The 15,301-nt window shown below is 60.6% G+C and carries 14 protein-coding genes; 6 read left to right on the top strand and 8 right to left on the bottom strand.

All coding sequences use genetic code 11. The features are described from left to right. Positions 1–2 precede the first annotated feature (2 nt). The 4 genes from HDE72_RS11275 to HDE72_RS11260 form a co-directional block, all read right to left on the bottom strand. Positions 3–1,139 carry a DegT/DnrJ/EryC1/StrS family aminotransferase gene (locus tag HDE72_RS11275; RefSeq protein WP_183740621.1) on the bottom strand — a complete coding sequence of 379 codons (1,137 nt, stop codon included), beginning with the start codon at positions 1,137–1,139 and terminating at the stop codon, positions 3–5. Positions 1,140–1,345: 206 nt separating this feature from the next. Next, entirely contained in the window at positions 1,346–3,037 is a 1,692-nt protein-coding gene (locus HDE72_RS11270; RefSeq protein ID WP_221291237.1) for a glycosyltransferase family 39 protein, read from the bottom strand. Further along, on the bottom strand, positions 3,034–3,426 hold the full coding sequence (locus HDE72_RS11265; RefSeq protein WP_183740618.1) for an Mth938-like domain-containing protein: 393 nt from the start codon (positions 3,424–3,426) through the stop codon (positions 3,034–3,036). The genes HDE72_RS11270 and HDE72_RS11265 overlap by 4 nt, the downstream gene beginning before the upstream one ends. Beyond that, positions 3,423–3,761, bottom strand: coding sequence for a hypothetical protein (locus HDE72_RS11260; RefSeq protein WP_183740615.1), 339 nt, complete (start codon positions 3,759–3,761; stop codon positions 3,423–3,425). The genes HDE72_RS11265 and HDE72_RS11260 overlap by 4 nt, the downstream gene beginning before the upstream one ends. An 85-nt stretch (positions 3,762–3,846) precedes the next feature. Between HDE72_RS11260 and HDE72_RS11255 the strand changes: the two genes are divergently transcribed. Further along, on the top strand, positions 3,847–5,076 hold the full coding sequence (locus tag HDE72_RS11255) for a pyridoxal phosphate-dependent aminotransferase (protein ID WP_183740612.1): 1,230 nt from the start codon (positions 3,847–3,849) through the stop codon (positions 5,074–5,076). Positions 5,077–5,148: 72 nt separating this feature from the next. After that, a complete protein-coding gene (locus tag HDE72_RS11250; RefSeq protein ID WP_183740609.1) occupies positions 5,149–6,471 on the top strand; it encodes a homoserine dehydrogenase in 1,323 nt (440 codons plus the stop codon). Positions 6,472–6,532: 61 nt separating this feature from the next. On the opposite strand, the gene HDE72_RS11245 is transcribed toward HDE72_RS11250, so the two are convergent. The 4 genes from HDE72_RS11245 to HDE72_RS11230 all read right to left on the bottom strand — a co-directional run bounded on the left by HDE72_RS11245 (position 6,533) and on the right by HDE72_RS11230 (position 10,011). After that, positions 6,533–6,901, bottom strand: a complete 369-nt coding sequence (locus HDE72_RS11245; RefSeq protein ID WP_183740606.1) for a ribonuclease E inhibitor RraB — start codon at positions 6,899–6,901, stop codon at positions 6,533–6,535. A gap of 147 nt (positions 6,902–7,048) precedes the next feature. Then, the gene (locus tag HDE72_RS11240) at positions 7,049–7,606 is read right to left on the bottom strand and encodes a porin family protein (protein WP_183740603.1); all 558 of its coding nucleotides are present in this window, start codon (positions 7,604–7,606) and stop codon (positions 7,049–7,051) included. A 201-nt stretch (positions 7,607–7,807) separates the two neighbouring features. Then, positions 7,808–9,298, bottom strand: coding sequence for a sensor histidine kinase (locus tag HDE72_RS11235; RefSeq protein ID WP_183740600.1), 1,491 nt, complete (start codon positions 9,296–9,298; stop codon positions 7,808–7,810). Then, on the bottom strand, positions 9,295–10,011 hold the full coding sequence (locus tag HDE72_RS11230) for a response regulator (RefSeq protein ID WP_183740597.1): 717 nt from the start codon (positions 10,009–10,011) through the stop codon (positions 9,295–9,297). The genes HDE72_RS11235 and HDE72_RS11230 overlap by 4 nt, the downstream gene beginning before the upstream one ends. Positions 10,012–10,227: 216 nt before the next feature. Between HDE72_RS11230 and HDE72_RS11225 the strand changes: the two genes are divergently transcribed. The 4 genes from HDE72_RS11225 (at position 10,228) to HDE72_RS11210 (ending at position 15,290) form a co-directional block, all read left to right on the top strand. After that, a complete protein-coding gene (locus tag HDE72_RS11225) occupies positions 10,228–11,292 on the top strand; it encodes a porin (RefSeq protein ID WP_183740594.1) in 1,065 nt (354 codons plus the stop codon). Between the two features lie 3 nt (positions 11,293–11,295). Then, entirely contained in the window at positions 11,296–12,279 is a 984-nt protein-coding gene (locus HDE72_RS11220; protein WP_183740592.1) for a Bug family tripartite tricarboxylate transporter substrate binding protein, read from the top strand. Between the two features lie 54 nt (positions 12,280–12,333). Beyond that, on the top strand, positions 12,334–13,431 hold the full coding sequence (locus HDE72_RS11215; protein WP_183740589.1) for an ABC transporter substrate-binding protein: 1,098 nt from the start codon (positions 12,334–12,336) through the stop codon (positions 13,429–13,431). Positions 13,432–13,499: 68 nt separating this feature from the next. Next, positions 13,500–15,290: an ABC transporter permease gene (locus HDE72_RS11210; protein WP_183740586.1), complete on the top strand. Its 1,791-nt coding sequence runs from the start codon at positions 13,500–13,502 to the stop codon at positions 15,288–15,290. Positions 15,291–15,301 lie beyond the last annotated feature (11 nt).

Genomic DNA, 15,301 nt, shown 5'->3' with positions numbered 1-15,301 from the left:
GCTCACTTGATGAGGATGGATTTGACTGTGGCGACGGCGCGTTCCACGTCCTGCTTCGTCATGGCGTAGAACATCGGCAGGGTCACGGTCAGGTAGCCGATTTTTTCGGCAACGGGGAACATGCCTTCCGTGAAGCCGCGCTCGCGGTACATGGTGAACAAATGGATGGGCGAGTAATGGTAGCCGGTTCCCACATTCTGTTCCGCCATTTTCTGCATGAAGGCCGCGCGCGTGCCGGGGCCGTTGTCGGGCAGGATGATCTGGAACAAATGCCAGTTGCTGTTTTCAAAGTCGGCTACCGGCAATTGCGCACCGCTCTGTGCCTCGAAATCGCTGCCGAACTGTGCAAAATAATGACGCGCCAGGCTGCGGCGGTGTGCCGTGATCGCTTCGATATTGGCGAACTGGCCCAGGCCGATGGCAGCCATGATGTCGCTCATATTGTATTTGCCGCCCAGCACATCGACATCGATGCCATCGACGCCGCTGCGGGTAACGCCTTGCAAGCGGTATTTTTCGGCCAGCCTGGCTTCTTCCAGGTTGTTCAGCACCAGCGCGCCGCCTTCACCGGTGGTGAGGTTTTTATTGGCCTGGAAGCTGAAGGACACGAAGTCGCCAAACGCGCCGATGCGCTTGCCTTTCCACTCGGAACCAAATGCTTGCGCGGCGTCTTCCACCACGCGCAGCTTGTATTTGTCGGCAATCGCGTACAGGCGGTCCATGTCGACCGGCAAGCCCGACAGGTAGACGGGGATGATGGCGCGGGTTCTCGGCGTGATGGCCGCTTCCAGCTTGTCGAGGTCGATATTGCGCGTGACCGGGTCGATATCGGCAAACACCGGCGTGGCGCCCACTTCGATGATGACGTTGGCGGTGGCCACCCACGAGATGGGCGTGGTGATGACTTCATCGCCAGGGCCTATGCCGGCGATGCGCAGGGCGATTTCCATGGTGCAGGTGCCGGAATTGAAGGTGCGCACGGGGCGGCCGCCAAAGTACTCGGACAGTTGTGCTTCGAAGGCTTGCACTTTTGGCCCGCTGGTAATCCAGCCAGAGCGCAGCACCTCGCCGACGGCGGCGATGGTGGCTTCATCGATAGTGGGTTTGGAAAATGGCAAAAAGGGCAGGGCAGAGGTCATGGGGCACTCGTCTTGTTCTTGGGTTTTATGGTGTAGGCCGTATTATTGTGATTGTTGCCAGCGTGATCCGTGTCCGCTGGCAGGCAACGCTATTTTATAGCTTTATTCGGGGTGGTGGCGCGGCAGTTTCCGTAGCGCCCGGGCGTGATGGCCAAACATCCGGGACGCGCTGGTCCCGGATCAGATTGGGCAAACAGAGGTTTTTGCTATTTGCCAACAACGATATTGTTGGCAATCACCATGCGGCGCGCATCTTGCGCCACCAGCCGCATCGGCACGCCTTGCTGTTGCAACTGCTTGTACTGGTCGTGGCTGATGATGGCCACGTCGCGTACGCCGTTGGCCGCATCGCGCGTCCATTGCGCGACAAATTGCTCGACTTTCGGCAGTGACAGCTCAGGCTGCTGTTCCAGGCCGAAGGTGAATTCATCCCAATAGTCGACCAGGATCACCGGGCGCTGCAAGTAATACGTCAGCGATTGTTCATAAATGCCCACCGAATAGATCTTGGTGTCGGCACTGAGTTCGGCCTGGATCTGCGGCAGCAGATCGGTGCCGGCACGGTTCTGGCCATACAGTTCGGAACCGGCCAGGATGCAGTGCGTAGCCAGGAAGCCGGCGCCAGCTATCGTCAGCACCGTCATGTCGCGGCGCAGCTGGCGTGCATGCAGCAGGGCCAGGGCGCCGCCCGCCAGAGCGAAGAAGCCGGCCGCCATCACCCACGGCTGATAGCCTTTCAGTGCAGCCAGTTCCAGCGGGTCGCGTGCGCTGGCGTGCTGGAAGGCGAACGGCACGATCACCAGCACGGCCAGGCCCAGGGCCGTCAGCAGGCCGGCGGCCAGCATGCGCTGGCGGCGCGATGCCGATTCCAGGTACAGCGCGATCAGCAGGGCCAGCGCAGGGAAGACGGGCACGATGTAGCCGGGCAACTTGGAAGTCGAATAGCTGAAGAAGAAGAAAATGAAGACGGCCCAGATCAGCACCATCAAACGGGGCTGGAAGGCGCCGTCCTGGCGCTTGAAGGAGGCAGCGATACTTTGCGGCAGCACGCCTATCCACGGCAGGATGCCGGGTATCAGCAGCACCAGGAAGTAGTACCAGGCGCCTTCGCGCTGGTGGCCTTTTTTCAGGAAACGTTCCAGGTGCTCGTGGATGAAGAAGAAGTGCGGCTGCTCGGGATTGCGCAGGCCGACCAGCACGAACCAGGGCGTGGCGATGGCGAAAAACACGATCAGGCCCTTGACCAGGTGCAAGCGGGTCCAGATGCGCCAGTCGCGCGAGAACGCGGTGTACAGTACCAGCACGGCGCCGGGCAGCACGATGCCGATCAGGCCCTTGGCCAGCACCGCCAGCGCCATGCCGGCCCAGCAGGCCAGCATCCAGTTGCGTTGCTCGGCGGCCGTAGCGTCATCGCGCTGGGCGATCAGCAGGCTGGCCAGCACGATGGTCATCATGGCCGACAAGCTCATGTCCAGCGAATTGATCTGGCCCGACGCCAGCCAGAACAGGCTGGACGCCAGCACCAGGCCCGCATACAGGCCGATGCGCGGACCAAACACCTTTTTGCCGGCCAGCGCCGTCATGCAGACGCCGATGATGCCGCACAAGCCCGTCCACAAACGGGCTTGCCACTCGCCCAGGCCGAAGGCAGCGAAGGTCAGCGCGTTCATCCAGGTTTGCAGCGGCGGTTTTTCAAAGTACTTGATGCCGTTCAGGCGGGTGGTGATCCAGTCGCCAGTGGACAGCATCTCACGCGCCATTTCGGCGTAGCGGCCTTCATCGGGCGGCACCAGCGTGCGGATGCCCAGCGCGTACAGGGTAACGACGATGAAGATGCCCAGCAGGGACCACATCAGCACGCGCGAGGTGTGCAATTCGTTGATATTGAATTTCTTCATGCCGCGCTACCCTTGCCGCTCGATAAAATCAGGGCCAGCGTGACCTTGCGGCCTTCGCCCATCAGGATGTTATAGGTGCGGCAGGCAGCCTGGCTATCCATGCATTCGACGCCGATGCGGCGCATGGTCAGCGCGGCCGTCAGCTTGGGGTGGACGAAGCGCTGGCGCTCGCCGGTGCCCAGGATCACCACGTCGGGCGCATCGGCCAGGATTTGCGCGAAATGCGCTTCGGTCAATGCCTCAAAACTGGCCACTTCCCACGCCCGTGGCGGCACTTCCGGCATCACGATCAGGCTATAGTTATACGGCTGGGCGTTGATCTCGACGCCGTTTTCATCGTAGCCGGTGACGGTCTGGTATTGTTGGGTGGTGCTGGCATGAAGTTTCATGGCGTTTGGGCTGCTCTGGACGGTTGATCGGGGGCGCTTGCCGTACTGCGGCGAAGGGGCGTAAGCATGCCATAAATGCTTGAAAAGAGCGAATGGCAGGGGGAATCTTTTCTAAATGCAATTAAATCGGGCAGATGCAAGCGGTGCAGCGCCATGGTAGCGCGGGCCGATGTGCGCAAAGTGAAGCAATGGTGAAGACAGTGCGACCGACGCAGTGCCTGCGCGGCAGGCAGCTTTGGCAGATTTTGCGCCAAATGCCGCTGTCCACCATGTTTAATTTGATAAAATGGCCTGCTTTCGGCGAGAATACACGTTTCGTATTGTTGTTTCGCCATTGCAGTCTCATGGTTTCATAGTTCTGGTGCAGATGCCACGCCGCAAGCGTCGGCGAGCCGCGCCGTATCACGACAGGGATTTATTTTGCGACCGATTCAGAAATCGAATAAATTGGCGGATGTCTGCTACGACATCCGCGGCCCGGTCCTGGAAAAATCCAGGCAAATGGAAGAAGAAGGCCACAAGATCACCAAGCTCAACATCGGCAACCTGGCCGTGTTCGGCTTCGACCCGCCCGACGAGATCGTGCGCGACATGATGCTGAACCTGCAGAACGCGGCAGGCTATACCGATTCCAAGGGCATGTTCGCGCCGCGCAAGGCCGTCATGCACTACACGCAGAGTAAAAATATCGCCGGCGTCACCATCGACGATATTTACCTGGGCAATGGCGCCTCGGAACTGATCGTGATGTCGATGAACGCGCTGCTCAATAGCGGCGACGAAGTGCTGGTGCCCGCGCCCGACTATCCGCTGTGGACGGCTGCTGTCAGCCTGTCCGGCGGCAATCCCGTGCATTATGTCTGCGACGAGCAAAACGAGTGGTATCCCGATATCGAGGACATGCGCCGCAAGATCACGTCGCAGACGCGCGCCATCGTCGTCATCAACCCGAACAATCCGACCGGCGCCCTGTATCCGGTGGAACTGCTGTTGCAGATCGTCGAACTGGCGCGCCAGCACCAGCTGATCATTTTCGCCGACGAGATCTACGACAAGGTGCTGTACGACGAAGCCGAGCACGTGTCCATCGCCTCGCTGGCCGATGATGTGCTGTTCATTACCCTGAATGGCCTGTCGAAGAATTACCGTTCCTGCGGCTACCGTGCCGGCTGGATGGTGGTGTCGGGCGAAAAGCGCCACGCCAAGGATTACATCGAAGGCTTGAACATGCTGGCCTCGATGCGCCTGTGCGCCAATGCACCGGGCCAGTTCGCGATCCAGACCGCGCTGGGCGGCTATCAAAGCATCAACGACCTGGTGGGCCCGGGCGGGCGCTTGCTGAAACAGCGCGACCTGGCGCACAAGCTGCTGACCGAGATTCCGGGCGTGACTTGCGTCAAGCCGAAAGCGGCCTTGTATATGTTCCCGCGCCTGGATCCGCTGATCTACCCGATCGCCGATGACCAGCAGTTTGCCTATGAATTGCTGGCCGAGGCCAAGGTGCTGATCGTGCAGGGCACGGGTTTCAACTGGATCGCGCAAGACCATTTCCGCATCGTCTTCCTGCCCAATTCCGACGACTTGACCGAGGCCATGGGACGCATTGCGCGCTTCCTCGAAGGTTACCGCAAGCGTCACAGCCGGGGCTGAGCCGGCAGCAGCACACTCGATCAACCTGGCGCGTGCCTCTGGCGCGCGTCACTTATGAGCTTTTAGTACATTATGAAATCCATCAAAATCGGCCTGCTGGGCCTGGGTAATGTCGGTTACGGCACGTTCAGCGTCTTGCGGCGCAATCAGGAAGAAATCAAACGCCGCGCCGGCCGCGGCATCGAAGTCGTCGCCGTCGCCGTGCGCGACGTGGCCAAGGCTGAAGCGCTGGTCGCCGGCGCCTGCAAGGTGGTCAATGATCCGGCCCTGATCGTCAACGATCCCGACATCGATATCGTGGTCGAACTGATAGGCGGCTACGACCTGTCGCGCACCCTGGTGCTGCAGGCGATCGCCAATGGCAAGCACGTGGTCACGGCCAACAAGGCCCTGCTGGCCGTGCATGGCAACGAGATTTTCGCCGCCGCCCAGGACAAGGGCGTGATGGTGGCCTTCGAGGCGGCTGTCGCCGGTGGCATCCCCATCATCAAGGCGCTGCGCGAAGGCTTGACGGCCAACCGCATCGAATGGATCGCCGGCATCATCAACGGCACCACCAATTTCATCCTGTCCGAGATGCGCGACAAGGGCCTCGATTTCGCCACCGTGCTGAAACAGGCGCAGGAACTGGGCTATGCGGAAGCCGATCCCACCTTCGACATCGAAGGCGTGGACGCCGCGCACAAGGCCACCATCATGTCGGCCATCGCCTTCGGCATCCCGGTGCAATTCGATAAAGCCTATGTGGAAGGCATCAGCAACCTCAATGCGGTCGATATCCGCTATGCCGAACAACTGGGCTACCGCATCAAGCTGCTGGGCATCACCAAGCGCGCCACCGTCAATGGCGTGGAAGGCATCGAATTGCGCGTGCATCCGACCCTGATCCCGGCCAAGCGCCTGATCGCCAACGTGGAAGGCGCCATGAACGCAGTGCTGGTGCATGGCGACGCCGTCGGCGCCAGCCTGTATTCGGGCCGTGGCGCGGGCGCCGAGCCGACCGCCTCGTCGGTGATCGCCGACCTGGTCGACATCACCCGCCTGGCCACTGCCGATCCGGAACACCGCGTGCCGCACCTGGCTTTCCAGCCGAACGCCATGACCGATATCGCGATTTTGCCGATGTCCGAAATCACCACCAGCTATTACCTGCGCATGCATGTGGCCGACCAGCCGGGCGTGCTGGCCGACCTGACGCGCATCCTGGCCGATGGCGGCATCTCGATCGACGCCATGCTGCAAAAGGAGCCGGCCGAAGATGAGACGCAAACGGACATCATCATGCTGACGCACCAGACGCAGGAAAAGAACGTCACGGCAGCGATTGCCAAGATGGAAGCCCTGAGCAGCGTGGTGGGCACGGTGACCAAGATACGCCTGGAAAATCTGAGCTAAGTTTCCTCGGTTGCATGCAAAACGGCGCCAGTTGGCGCCGTTTTGTTATGTCCGCACCGTATCAGAACTGCGGCACATCCTGCTGCTGGCCGATCGGGCCCACATCCATGCCGTCATAGCTGGCCAGCTGGTGTTCCTGGGCGAATTGCATCAGTTCGCCATTGCGCGCATGCAGGCTGTCAACGCCATGCACTTCTTCTTTTTCCACGTGCAGCACCCACACCGGCGGCGCGGCAGCATCTTCCAGTTCGGGCTGGTACAGTTCCACCGGGCGATAGCCCTGCATGGCCAGCAAAGCGGCCGCCTGTTCCAGCGATTCCGGCGTGGGATTGGTGAAGTAATAGCCCCACAGCAGCGGCTGGGACAGATCCCAGGGAGCATTTTCTTTGATATTGTCAAACAGTTCAGCGACTTCTTCTTTGCTCATCATGGCATGCGCCCTCATTCAAATTGCAGGGCGCGATCATAACATCCGCAGCAGCGCTGCATTTGAGGTGGGCATAAAAAAACCGGCTATTCAGCCGGTTTCCTTAATGCCGTATTAATGGCTTAATTTTAATTCACAAAAAATCGTGAATTAAAATTTGTAGCGCAGGCCTACCGAGAATTGCGATGCCTTGATATTTGCGCCACCGAGTTCCAGCGTTTTGCCGAAATGTTCGTATTCAGCGACAGCCGACAGATTTTTGTTGATGTTGTAAGCAGCGCCTACGCCAATCAGGGCCGAGGTTTTGTTTTCGGTGCTGCTGAAATGGAAGTTGGTATCGTCGATCTTGATTTTGGTTTCGTTGCGCGTGATACCAACTTTAGCCAGCAGCGAGAACTGTTCGTTCAGTGGCAGCGTGCCGGTAACAGCTGCGTACAGTGCGCTGGTATCGCCGCTGGACGATTCCGTGCCATCGTTGCCTTTCAGTTTGCCAAAACTGGCGTAACCAGCTTCCACGCCGAAATTGGCGGTGAAATCGTAGCCAGCGTAGGCTTTAAAGCTGGTTTTGTTTTCTTTGCCAAAGCCGTCGCCGCCGGCTTTCAATTCTGCACGGCCGATATTGCCGCCAACATAAGCGCCTTCAGCTTGTGCGAACAGTGGGAATGCCAGAGCGGCGCCTACGACTACTGCAAACAATTGCTTTTTCATTTTTATTCCTAAGAAATTAATTAAAACGGAAAGATGGTCTTGCCGCTTAATGGAGGCCGAATTTTATAGGGATAAATATATTTACGTAAGGCAATTGATTAATGTGGATGCCAATTAAGTATTAAAAATAAATTACGTGTTGTTTTTAGGCAACATGCGATTTACAGTGTCGCGCTGCAGTCCTGTCATGTTTCATGCAAGTCAAATCGCCAGGTTGAAGTGCACACTAACCTTCAAGCCATGGCCATAGCTTGCTGTCGCCAGTTCCAGCCTGGCGCCGTGCAGGGCGGCGATGTCGCGCACGATGGACAGGCCCAGGCCTGCCCCGCCTGGGTTGCGCTCCAGCGCCGAGGCAACGCGGTAAAACGGCGTGAAAACGCGTTCGCGTTCGGCCGGCGCAATGCCGGCGCCGCTGTCTTCCACTTCCAGCACGGCGCCCTGCAGGGTGTCTGGCGCTGCGGCCCGCACGCGCAAGACCACGTTGCCGCCGGGGGGCGTATAGCGCAGCGCATTGTCGACCAGGTTGGCGATCAATTCATGCAGCAGCAGCGCCTGCCCCTGCACCGGCGCGTCATCCAGTGCTTCCAGCGACAGGTCGATATCGCGGCTGACGGCGCTCATGGCCAATTCCAGGCCCACCTGTTGCGCCAGTTCGCGCAGCGACACGGCTTCCATGGGCAGGTTTTCGCCGCCATGTTCGATGCGGGCCAGGGTCAGCAGGCGGTTGGCCAGCAGCACGGTGGAATCGGTGGTGCTGGCGATGGACTTCACGATGTCGCGCAGGGCCGCCATATTGTGCGGATGATCGGGCTGGCGGTCGCACTCGCGCAAAGCCAGTTCGGCCTGCGTTTTCAGCACCGTCAATGGGGTGCGCAGCTGGTGCGAGGCGTCCGCAATGAAGCGGCGCTGGCTGGCGATCAACTGCTGCAAACGGCCCATGGCGCCATTCATGGCGCTGACCAGCGGCCGCATTTCGCGGTGCACCAGGACAGGATCGACGTCGGACAGGTCGGACAGGGTACGTGTTTCCACTTCCGTCTTCAGGCGCATCAGTGGCTGCAGCACCAGCCTTACGGCAAACCACACCAGGGCGCCCATCAGCAGCACCATGGCCGCTTGCCACAGCAGTGTATCGAACAGTATCTGGTTCGACAGGCCGCGCCGGGCGTCCAGCGTTTCAGCCACCTGTATCAGGGCGATGCCGCGCATCGAGTCGTCGTAGACGGGCTGCAGCAGGGCGGCGATGCGGATCGGCTTGCCGTGGTAATCGGCGTGGTAGAAGCGCACCAGGGCGGGATAATTTTCCGAACGGGGCACGTTCTTGGGCACCGGCGGCAAGTCGTCATAACCGGATACCAGCTCGCCGTTCAGGCCCGTGACCTTGTAGTAGATGCGGCCCAGGGTATCGGTTTCGAAGCTGTCGAGCGCCACATAAGGCACTTCCGCCACCACCTTGCCGTTCACGATGGAGACGCGTTCGGCCAGCGCCCGGGTGGAGGCCAGCAGCGAGCGGTCATAGGCCATGTCGGCCGCATCGAGCGCATTGCGGTAGACAAAGACGGCGTCCAGCAGCACCAGTATCACCAGCGGTATCAGCAGCCAGCGCAGCAGCTGGCTGCGCAGGCTACCCAGCGGCATGCCTTGGGCAAGGCGCAGCCGCAGGCGTTCCAGCACGGGCCGGCGGGCCGTCATTTCGACGCCGTGGCCGCCATGGCGCTGCGCGGCTGCAGCAGGTAGCCGATGCCGCGCAGGGTGGTGATCACCGCGCCATCGCCGCTGCCGGCGCCATTTTCCAGTTTTTTGCGCACGCGGTGGATATACAGCTCGATGGCGTCCAGGTTGGCGTCGTCGGCCAGCGCGAACACTTCATCGAACAGTTTTTCTTTCGATACGGCGCGGCCGGAGCGCGTGATCAGCGCTTCAAGCACCGCGTGTTCGCGCGGCGTCAGCGCCAGCGCTGCACCGGCATAGCTGAACATGCGCGTGACGGTGTCGAAACTGAGCGCGCCGCAATGGTGCACCAGCGCCTCGTTGCCCTGGCTGCGGCGCAGCAGGGCTTTTACGCGGGCTTCCAGTTCGGCCAGTTCGAAGGGCTTGGCCATGTAATCGTCGGCGCCCAGGTTCAGGCCCTGGACTTTTTCATCCAGGCCGCCGCGCGCCGTCAGTATCATGACGGGCGTCTTGCCACGCGTGCCGCCACGCGCGCGCAGGCGGCGCAGCACGTCCAGGCCATCCATCTTGGGCAAGGTCAGGTCGAGCAGCACCAGCGAGTATTCCTGCGTGTGCAGCAGGGCGTCGGCATCGGCGCCGTTGTGGGCTGTCTCCACCGTCAGGTGTGCGTCGCGCAGTGCTTTTGCCAGCCAGTGCGACAGTTCCAGATGGTCTTCCACTAATAATATGCGCATGGTCTCCGCCATTCGTTTGAAAGGATGCAGTGTAAGCCTGCAGATGCTATCGCCGATAGCGTCAGCGCCGAATAAGTTGCGCTCACTTGTGGTTGCTTGACGACAGCTATCACTCTGAAAGCCAATTGAAAGGAAGGTTCTCATATAGTGTGCTCCTGATTCACAGAAGTGATCAGGCATATCACTCATAACTATATCTAAAAACAGGGGACCCTCATGAAAAGAACCGCATTCTCTCTGGCCGCCATGGCCGTTCTCGCCGCCGCAGCCGGTGGCGCGCAAGCCCAGTCGAACGTCAGCTTCTATGGTTTGCTCGACGTCGGCATCGACAACATCAGCAATGCCTCGCCATCGAAAGGTTCGATGAGCCGCGTCACCTCGGGCGGCATGAATACCTCGCGCTGGGGCTTTCGCGGCAGCGAAGATCTGGGCGGCGGCCTGAAAGCCGTGTTCAATCTGGAAGGCGGCATCCTGATGGATACCGGCGCTTCCGACGGCGCGCTGTTCAAGCGACAGGCCTATGTGGGCCTGGAGGGCAGCTACGGCCGCCTGGTGCTGGGCCGTTCGTTTACTACCGTGTATGACTTCGTGCTGCCGTTCGACCCGCTGGCGTATGCACCCAATTACTCTTGGGCAACCTCGGGCAACGCCACCGGTCCCAGCAAATATGGCATGACCACGGCCTTTGACAATATGGTCAAGTATTCGGGCAGCGCCGGCGACTTCAAGTACGGCGCCTCGTATGGTTTCGGCGAACAGGCGAGCGGCGCGCAGGACAGCGCCAAGTTTTCTGGCGGCGTGACCTACAAGGCCGGGCCTGTCAGCCTGCTGGCGACCTATGAAAAAGTCAACGGCAATACGATAGCCAACGGCGGGCGCGACAAAACCACCGCCTATCACCTGGGTGCGATGTACAACGAAGGCGCATGGAAGGTGCAGGCCGTGGCGCGCGATTACAAGCTCGATCCGGCGGCCACCGGCAAGCCGGACGTGCGCGGCACCATCTACTGGGGCGGCGTCAGCTACCTGACCGCACCGGCCGTCACGCTGACCGGCGCCATCTACTACCAGGACGTGAAAAACGTCGCTGCCAACACGGACGCCGATCCGATCATGTACGTGGCGCGCGTGCGTTATGCCCTGTCCAAGCGTACCGACCTGTATGTGGTGGGCGCCTACGCCAAGGCCAAGAACAACCAGCTGGTGGGCCTGTCGCGCGACGACCCAGGTTTCGGCAACACCCAGCGTGGCCTGATGGCTGGCATGCAGCACCGCTTCTGATCCATGGCCATGTTGCGCACTCTTTTCCTGGCCCTGTTTTTCCTGTCGCCGCTAGCCATGGCGGCGGACAGCGCGGCTGCCTTGGCGCCAGTCGAATGCGTGGTGCCATCCAAGCCGGGTGGCGCCATGGACCTGACCTGCAAGCTGGCGCGGAAAGGGCTGGCGCTGCAGCAGAGCCAGTCACGTCCCATGCACATCAGCTATCTGCCCGGTGGCATCGGCGCCGTGGCCTGGCATTCGATGGCCTCGCAGCGCCGCCGGGCAGAAGCTGACACCCTGGTGGCGTTTTCGGGCGGTTCGCTGCTCAATCTGGCACAGGGCAAGTTCGGCAACGCCAAGGCTGGCGATGTGCGCTGGGTCGCGGCATTGGGGACCGACTACGGCATGATCGCCGTGCGCAGCGACTCGCCCTACAAGACGCTGGCCGACCTGATCGACGCCTTGCGCCAGCATCCGGACAAGGTGCTGATCGGTGTCTCCGGCACCATCGGCAGCCAGGACTGGCTGAAGATGGCGCTGGTGGCGCGCCAGGCGGGTATCGATCCCAAGGTGCTGCGCTTTGTCGCACTCGAAGGCGGCGGCGAAGTGTTCACGGCGATGCAGGCCAATCACGTGCAGGTGGTGTCGGGCGATACCTCCGAAGCCACCCTGAACGCGGACGGCCAGCATGCGCGCGTGCTGGCCGTGCTGGCCGACCAGCGCCTGCCAGGCGTGCTGGCCGGCGTGCCGACGGCGCGCGAGCAGGGCGTCGACGTAGTCTGGCCCATCATCCGCGGCGTCTGGATGGGACCGCAAGTGCCCGACGCAGACTACCAGCGCTGGGTGGCCACCTTTGACCGCATGATGGCCACGCCGGAGTTTGCCAGCCTGCGGGCCAAGGCAGGCTTGTATCCCTTTGCCCTGACAGGGCCGCAGCTGAGCACCTACGTTAAAAAAGCGGTCGACGATTACACCAAACGTGCCAGTGAGCTGGGCCTGATGCGCTGAACGCGCATAACAACTAGCAGTCATAAAAACTTTTACAGACGGAGACCTATCACCATGCAAACCAAAACCATCCTCCAGGCAGCGCTTGCCGCCGCCTTTGCCAGCCTGGCCGGCGCCGCTTTTGCGCAAGTGCCTCCCGGCTATCCGGCCGATTATCAGAAGATCATCGATGCGGCGAAGAAGGAAGGCAAGGTCGTCATCTACGGCGCCACCGACAGCAAGGCCACGGCACCGCTGATCAAGGACTTCAATGCCCTGTACCCGGGCATCACGGTTGAATACAACGACATGAATTCGACCGAGGTGTACAACCGCTTCATTTCCGAAGTGGCGGCGGGCGGCAATACGGCCGACGTGATGTGGTCGTCGGCGATGGATTTGCAGATGCGCCTGGCCTCGGACGGTTATGCGCTGAAATACAAATCGGTGGAAGCGGCCAAAATTCCCGGCTGGGCGATGTGGGACGACATGGCGTATGGCACCACCTTCGAGCCGGCCGCCATCGTCTACAACAAGCGTCTGCTCGACCCCAAGGAAGTGCCGCAGACGCATGCCGATTTCGCCAAGCTGATCACCACGCCGAAGTTCAAGGACAAGGTCACCACCTACGACATCGAAAAATCGGGCGTGGGCTTCATGTTCATGGCGCAGGACGCCAAGGAAAACCCGCAATTCATGGGGCTGCTGAACGCGTTTGGCGCCGCCAAGGTGCGCGTGCAATCGTCGACCGGCACCATGATGGAACGCATTTCATCGGGTGAAAACCTGATCGGTTATAACGTGCTGGGCTCTTACGCACTGGTGCGCGCCAAGACCGATCCATCGATCGGCGTGGTGCTGCCGAAGGATTACACCCTGATACTGTCGCGCGTACAGTTCATCAACAAGAACGCCAAAAACGTCAACGCCGGCAAGCTGTGGCTAGACTACATCCTGTCGCAGCGCGGCCAGACCGTGATCGCCAACGATTCCAAGCTGTTCGCCATCCGCGCCGACGTCAAGGGCGAGACCACCTCGGCTGACCTGATCAAGGTGATCGGCGCCGATAACATCAAGCCGGTGCCCGTGCACCCGATCATCCTGCAATTCCTGGGGCCAGCCAAGCGCATGGCTTTCCTGAAGCAGTGGAAGGAAACGGCTGGTAAGAAGTAAAGCCGTCTTAGCCGCGCGCAGCTAAAACCTGCGCGCGGATGCCGCACCCTTCATTCATTGGATTCATCATGCAAACTGCCATCTTGCCCTTGCCTGTACGGTCAAGCTCACTCTTGTCGCGCCTGAACTGGTCGCGCGGCCTGGTTGTGACGATTACCTGCATCGCCATTTTTCTGCCGCTGTTCCTGATTTTTTATCAAAGCTTTTTGTCCGCACCCTTCTTCATGCCGGTGCGCGAATTCGGCTTTGATTCCTACCGTTTCATCTTTGATGATCCCGATTTCGCCATGGCCTTCAAGAATGGCCTGATGCTCGCTTTTGGTTTGACCGTGATCGCCGTGCCGCTGGGCGGCATGCTGGCCTTCCTCATGGTGCGCACCGATTTGCCGGGTCGCAGCTGGGTTGCTCCGATGCTGCTGGTGCCGATTTTCGTCTCGCCGATGGTGATGGGCTTTGGCTACGTCGTCTCGATGGGGCCTGTGGGCTTTTACTCGATCTGGGCCAAGGAGCTGCTCGGCTTCGTGCCCTGGAATATCTATTCATTTACCAGCATCATCATCATTGCCGGCCTGACGCACGTGCCGCACGTTTACCTGTACGCCTCGTCGGCCCTGAAAAGCCTGGGATCGGACGTGGAAGAAGCGGCCCGCGTGGCTGGCGCCTCGCCTATGCAGGTGATGCTGAACGTATCGCTGCCGATGATCATGCCGGCGCTGGCGTATGCCGGCGTGCTGGTGTTCTTCCTGGGTTTTGAAGTGTTCGGCCTGGTGCTGGTGCTGGGCGACCCGGAAGGCCATCTGGTGCTGCCGACCTATCTGTACAAGCTGACCAATAAACTGGGTACGCCGTCGTATCACCTGATGGCCGCCGTTGCCGTCTGCCTGGTGATGGTGACCATGCCGCTGGTGATGATACAGCGCTGGCTGCTGAAGTCTGCCAATAAATATGTGTCGATCAAGGGCAAGGGCGCACGCAGCAAGGCCATGCCGCTGGGCCGCTGGAAGTGGCTGGCGTTTGCCCTGCTGGCCGGCTGGCTGCTGTTCACGATTATCTTGCCGTTGACGGGCATCGTGCTGCGCTCCTTCGTGCAGTACTGGGGTGAGGGCGTGCACTTGGCCGACGTGCTGACCCTGCAGCATTTCCGCGATATTTTCGAACAGCCTTCGCTGGTGCGCGGCATCGTCAACACGATCTTGATCGGCGTGGTCGGCGGTGCACTGGCCGTGGCTTGCTACAGCTTCATTGCGCTGGCCATGCACCGCAAGCAGGACGGCATCACGCGCCTGCTCGACTACAGCGTGCTGGTGCCGCGCGCCGTGCCGGGCCTGCTGGCCGGTCTCTCCTTTCTGTGGGTATTCCTGTTCGTGCCGGCCTGGCTGGATGGCATGTTGAAGGGCATGGATAACGGCGTGGCGATGTGGCTGAGCGCCCATCTGATCCCGGCGCTGCGCGAAGTGCGCTCCACCATCTTCGCCCTGTGGCTGGCGTATTCGGTGGTATGGATGGCCTATGGCATGCGCCTGATCTCCACCGCGCTGCTGCAAGTGGGCCCGGAACTGGAAGAGGCGGCGCGCGCCGTCGGCGCCAGCCGTGGCCAGGTGACGCGCGACGTCACCCTGCCGTTGATCAAATACGGCTTGCTGGGCGCCTGGTTGATGGTGTTCCTGATCTTCGAGCGCGAATATTCGACCGGCGTGTACCTGCTCTCGCCAGGCACGGAAGTGATCGGTGCGATGCTGGTATCGCTGTGGGCGGGCGGCTCCACCGACTTGGTGGCGGCGCTGTCCTTCATCAACATCACCCTGGTGGCCATCGGCCTGGGGATCGCGCTGCGCTTTGGCGTCAAGTTACACAACTAATTACATAGACC

This window comes from Janthinobacterium saanense, assembly GCF_014200675.1.
In the GTDB taxonomy this organism is placed as follows: Bacteria; Pseudomonadota; Gammaproteobacteria; order Burkholderiales; family Burkholderiaceae_D; genus Janthinobacterium.
The sequence above is the reverse complement of the archived record's forward strand: the minus strand, read 5'-3'. Positions and strand labels throughout refer to the sequence as shown.

Bases quoted from the DNA above. Each gene is read 5' to 3' on its own strand.
- HDE72_RS11275 (WP_183740621.1), bottom strand. From the start codon at position 1,139: ATGACCTCTGCCCTGCCCTTTTTGCCATTTTCCAAACCCACTATCGAT.
- HDE72_RS11270 (WP_221291237.1), bottom strand. From the start codon at position 3,037: ATGAAGAAATTCAATATCAACGAATTGCACACCTCGCGCGTGCTGATG.
- HDE72_RS11265 (WP_183740618.1), bottom strand. From the start codon at position 3,426: ATGAAACTTCATGCCAGCACCACCCAACAATACCAGACCGTCACCGGC.
- HDE72_RS11260 (WP_183740615.1), bottom strand. From the start codon at position 3,761: ATGGCGAAACAACAATACGAAACGTGTATTCTCGCCGAAAGCAGGCCA.
- HDE72_RS11250 (WP_183740609.1), top strand. From the start codon at position 5,149: ATGAAATCCATCAAAATCGGCCTGCTGGGCCTGGGTAATGTCGGTTAC.
- HDE72_RS11245 (WP_183740606.1), bottom strand. From the start codon at position 6,901: ATGATGAGCAAAGAAGAAGTCGCTGAACTGTTTGACAATATCAAAGAA.
- HDE72_RS11240 (WP_183740603.1), bottom strand. From the start codon at position 7,606: ATGAAAAAGCAATTGTTTGCAGTAGTCGTAGGCGCCGCTCTGGCATTC.
- HDE72_RS11235 (WP_183740600.1), bottom strand. From the start codon at position 9,298: ATGACGGCCCGCCGGCCCGTGCTGGAACGCCTGCGGCTGCGCCTTGCC.
- HDE72_RS11230 (WP_183740597.1), bottom strand. From the start codon at position 10,011: ATGCGCATATTATTAGTGGAAGACCATCTGGAACTGTCGCACTGGCTG.
- HDE72_RS11225 (WP_183740594.1), top strand. From the start codon at position 10,228: ATGAAAAGAACCGCATTCTCTCTGGCCGCCATGGCCGTTCTCGCCGCC.
- HDE72_RS11220 (WP_183740592.1), top strand. From the start codon at position 11,296: ATGGCCATGTTGCGCACTCTTTTCCTGGCCCTGTTTTTCCTGTCGCCG.
- HDE72_RS11215 (WP_183740589.1), top strand. From the start codon at position 12,334: ATGCAAACCAAAACCATCCTCCAGGCAGCGCTTGCCGCCGCCTTTGCC.
- HDE72_RS11210 (WP_183740586.1), top strand. From the start codon at position 13,500: ATGCAAACTGCCATCTTGCCCTTGCCTGTACGGTCAAGCTCACTCTTG.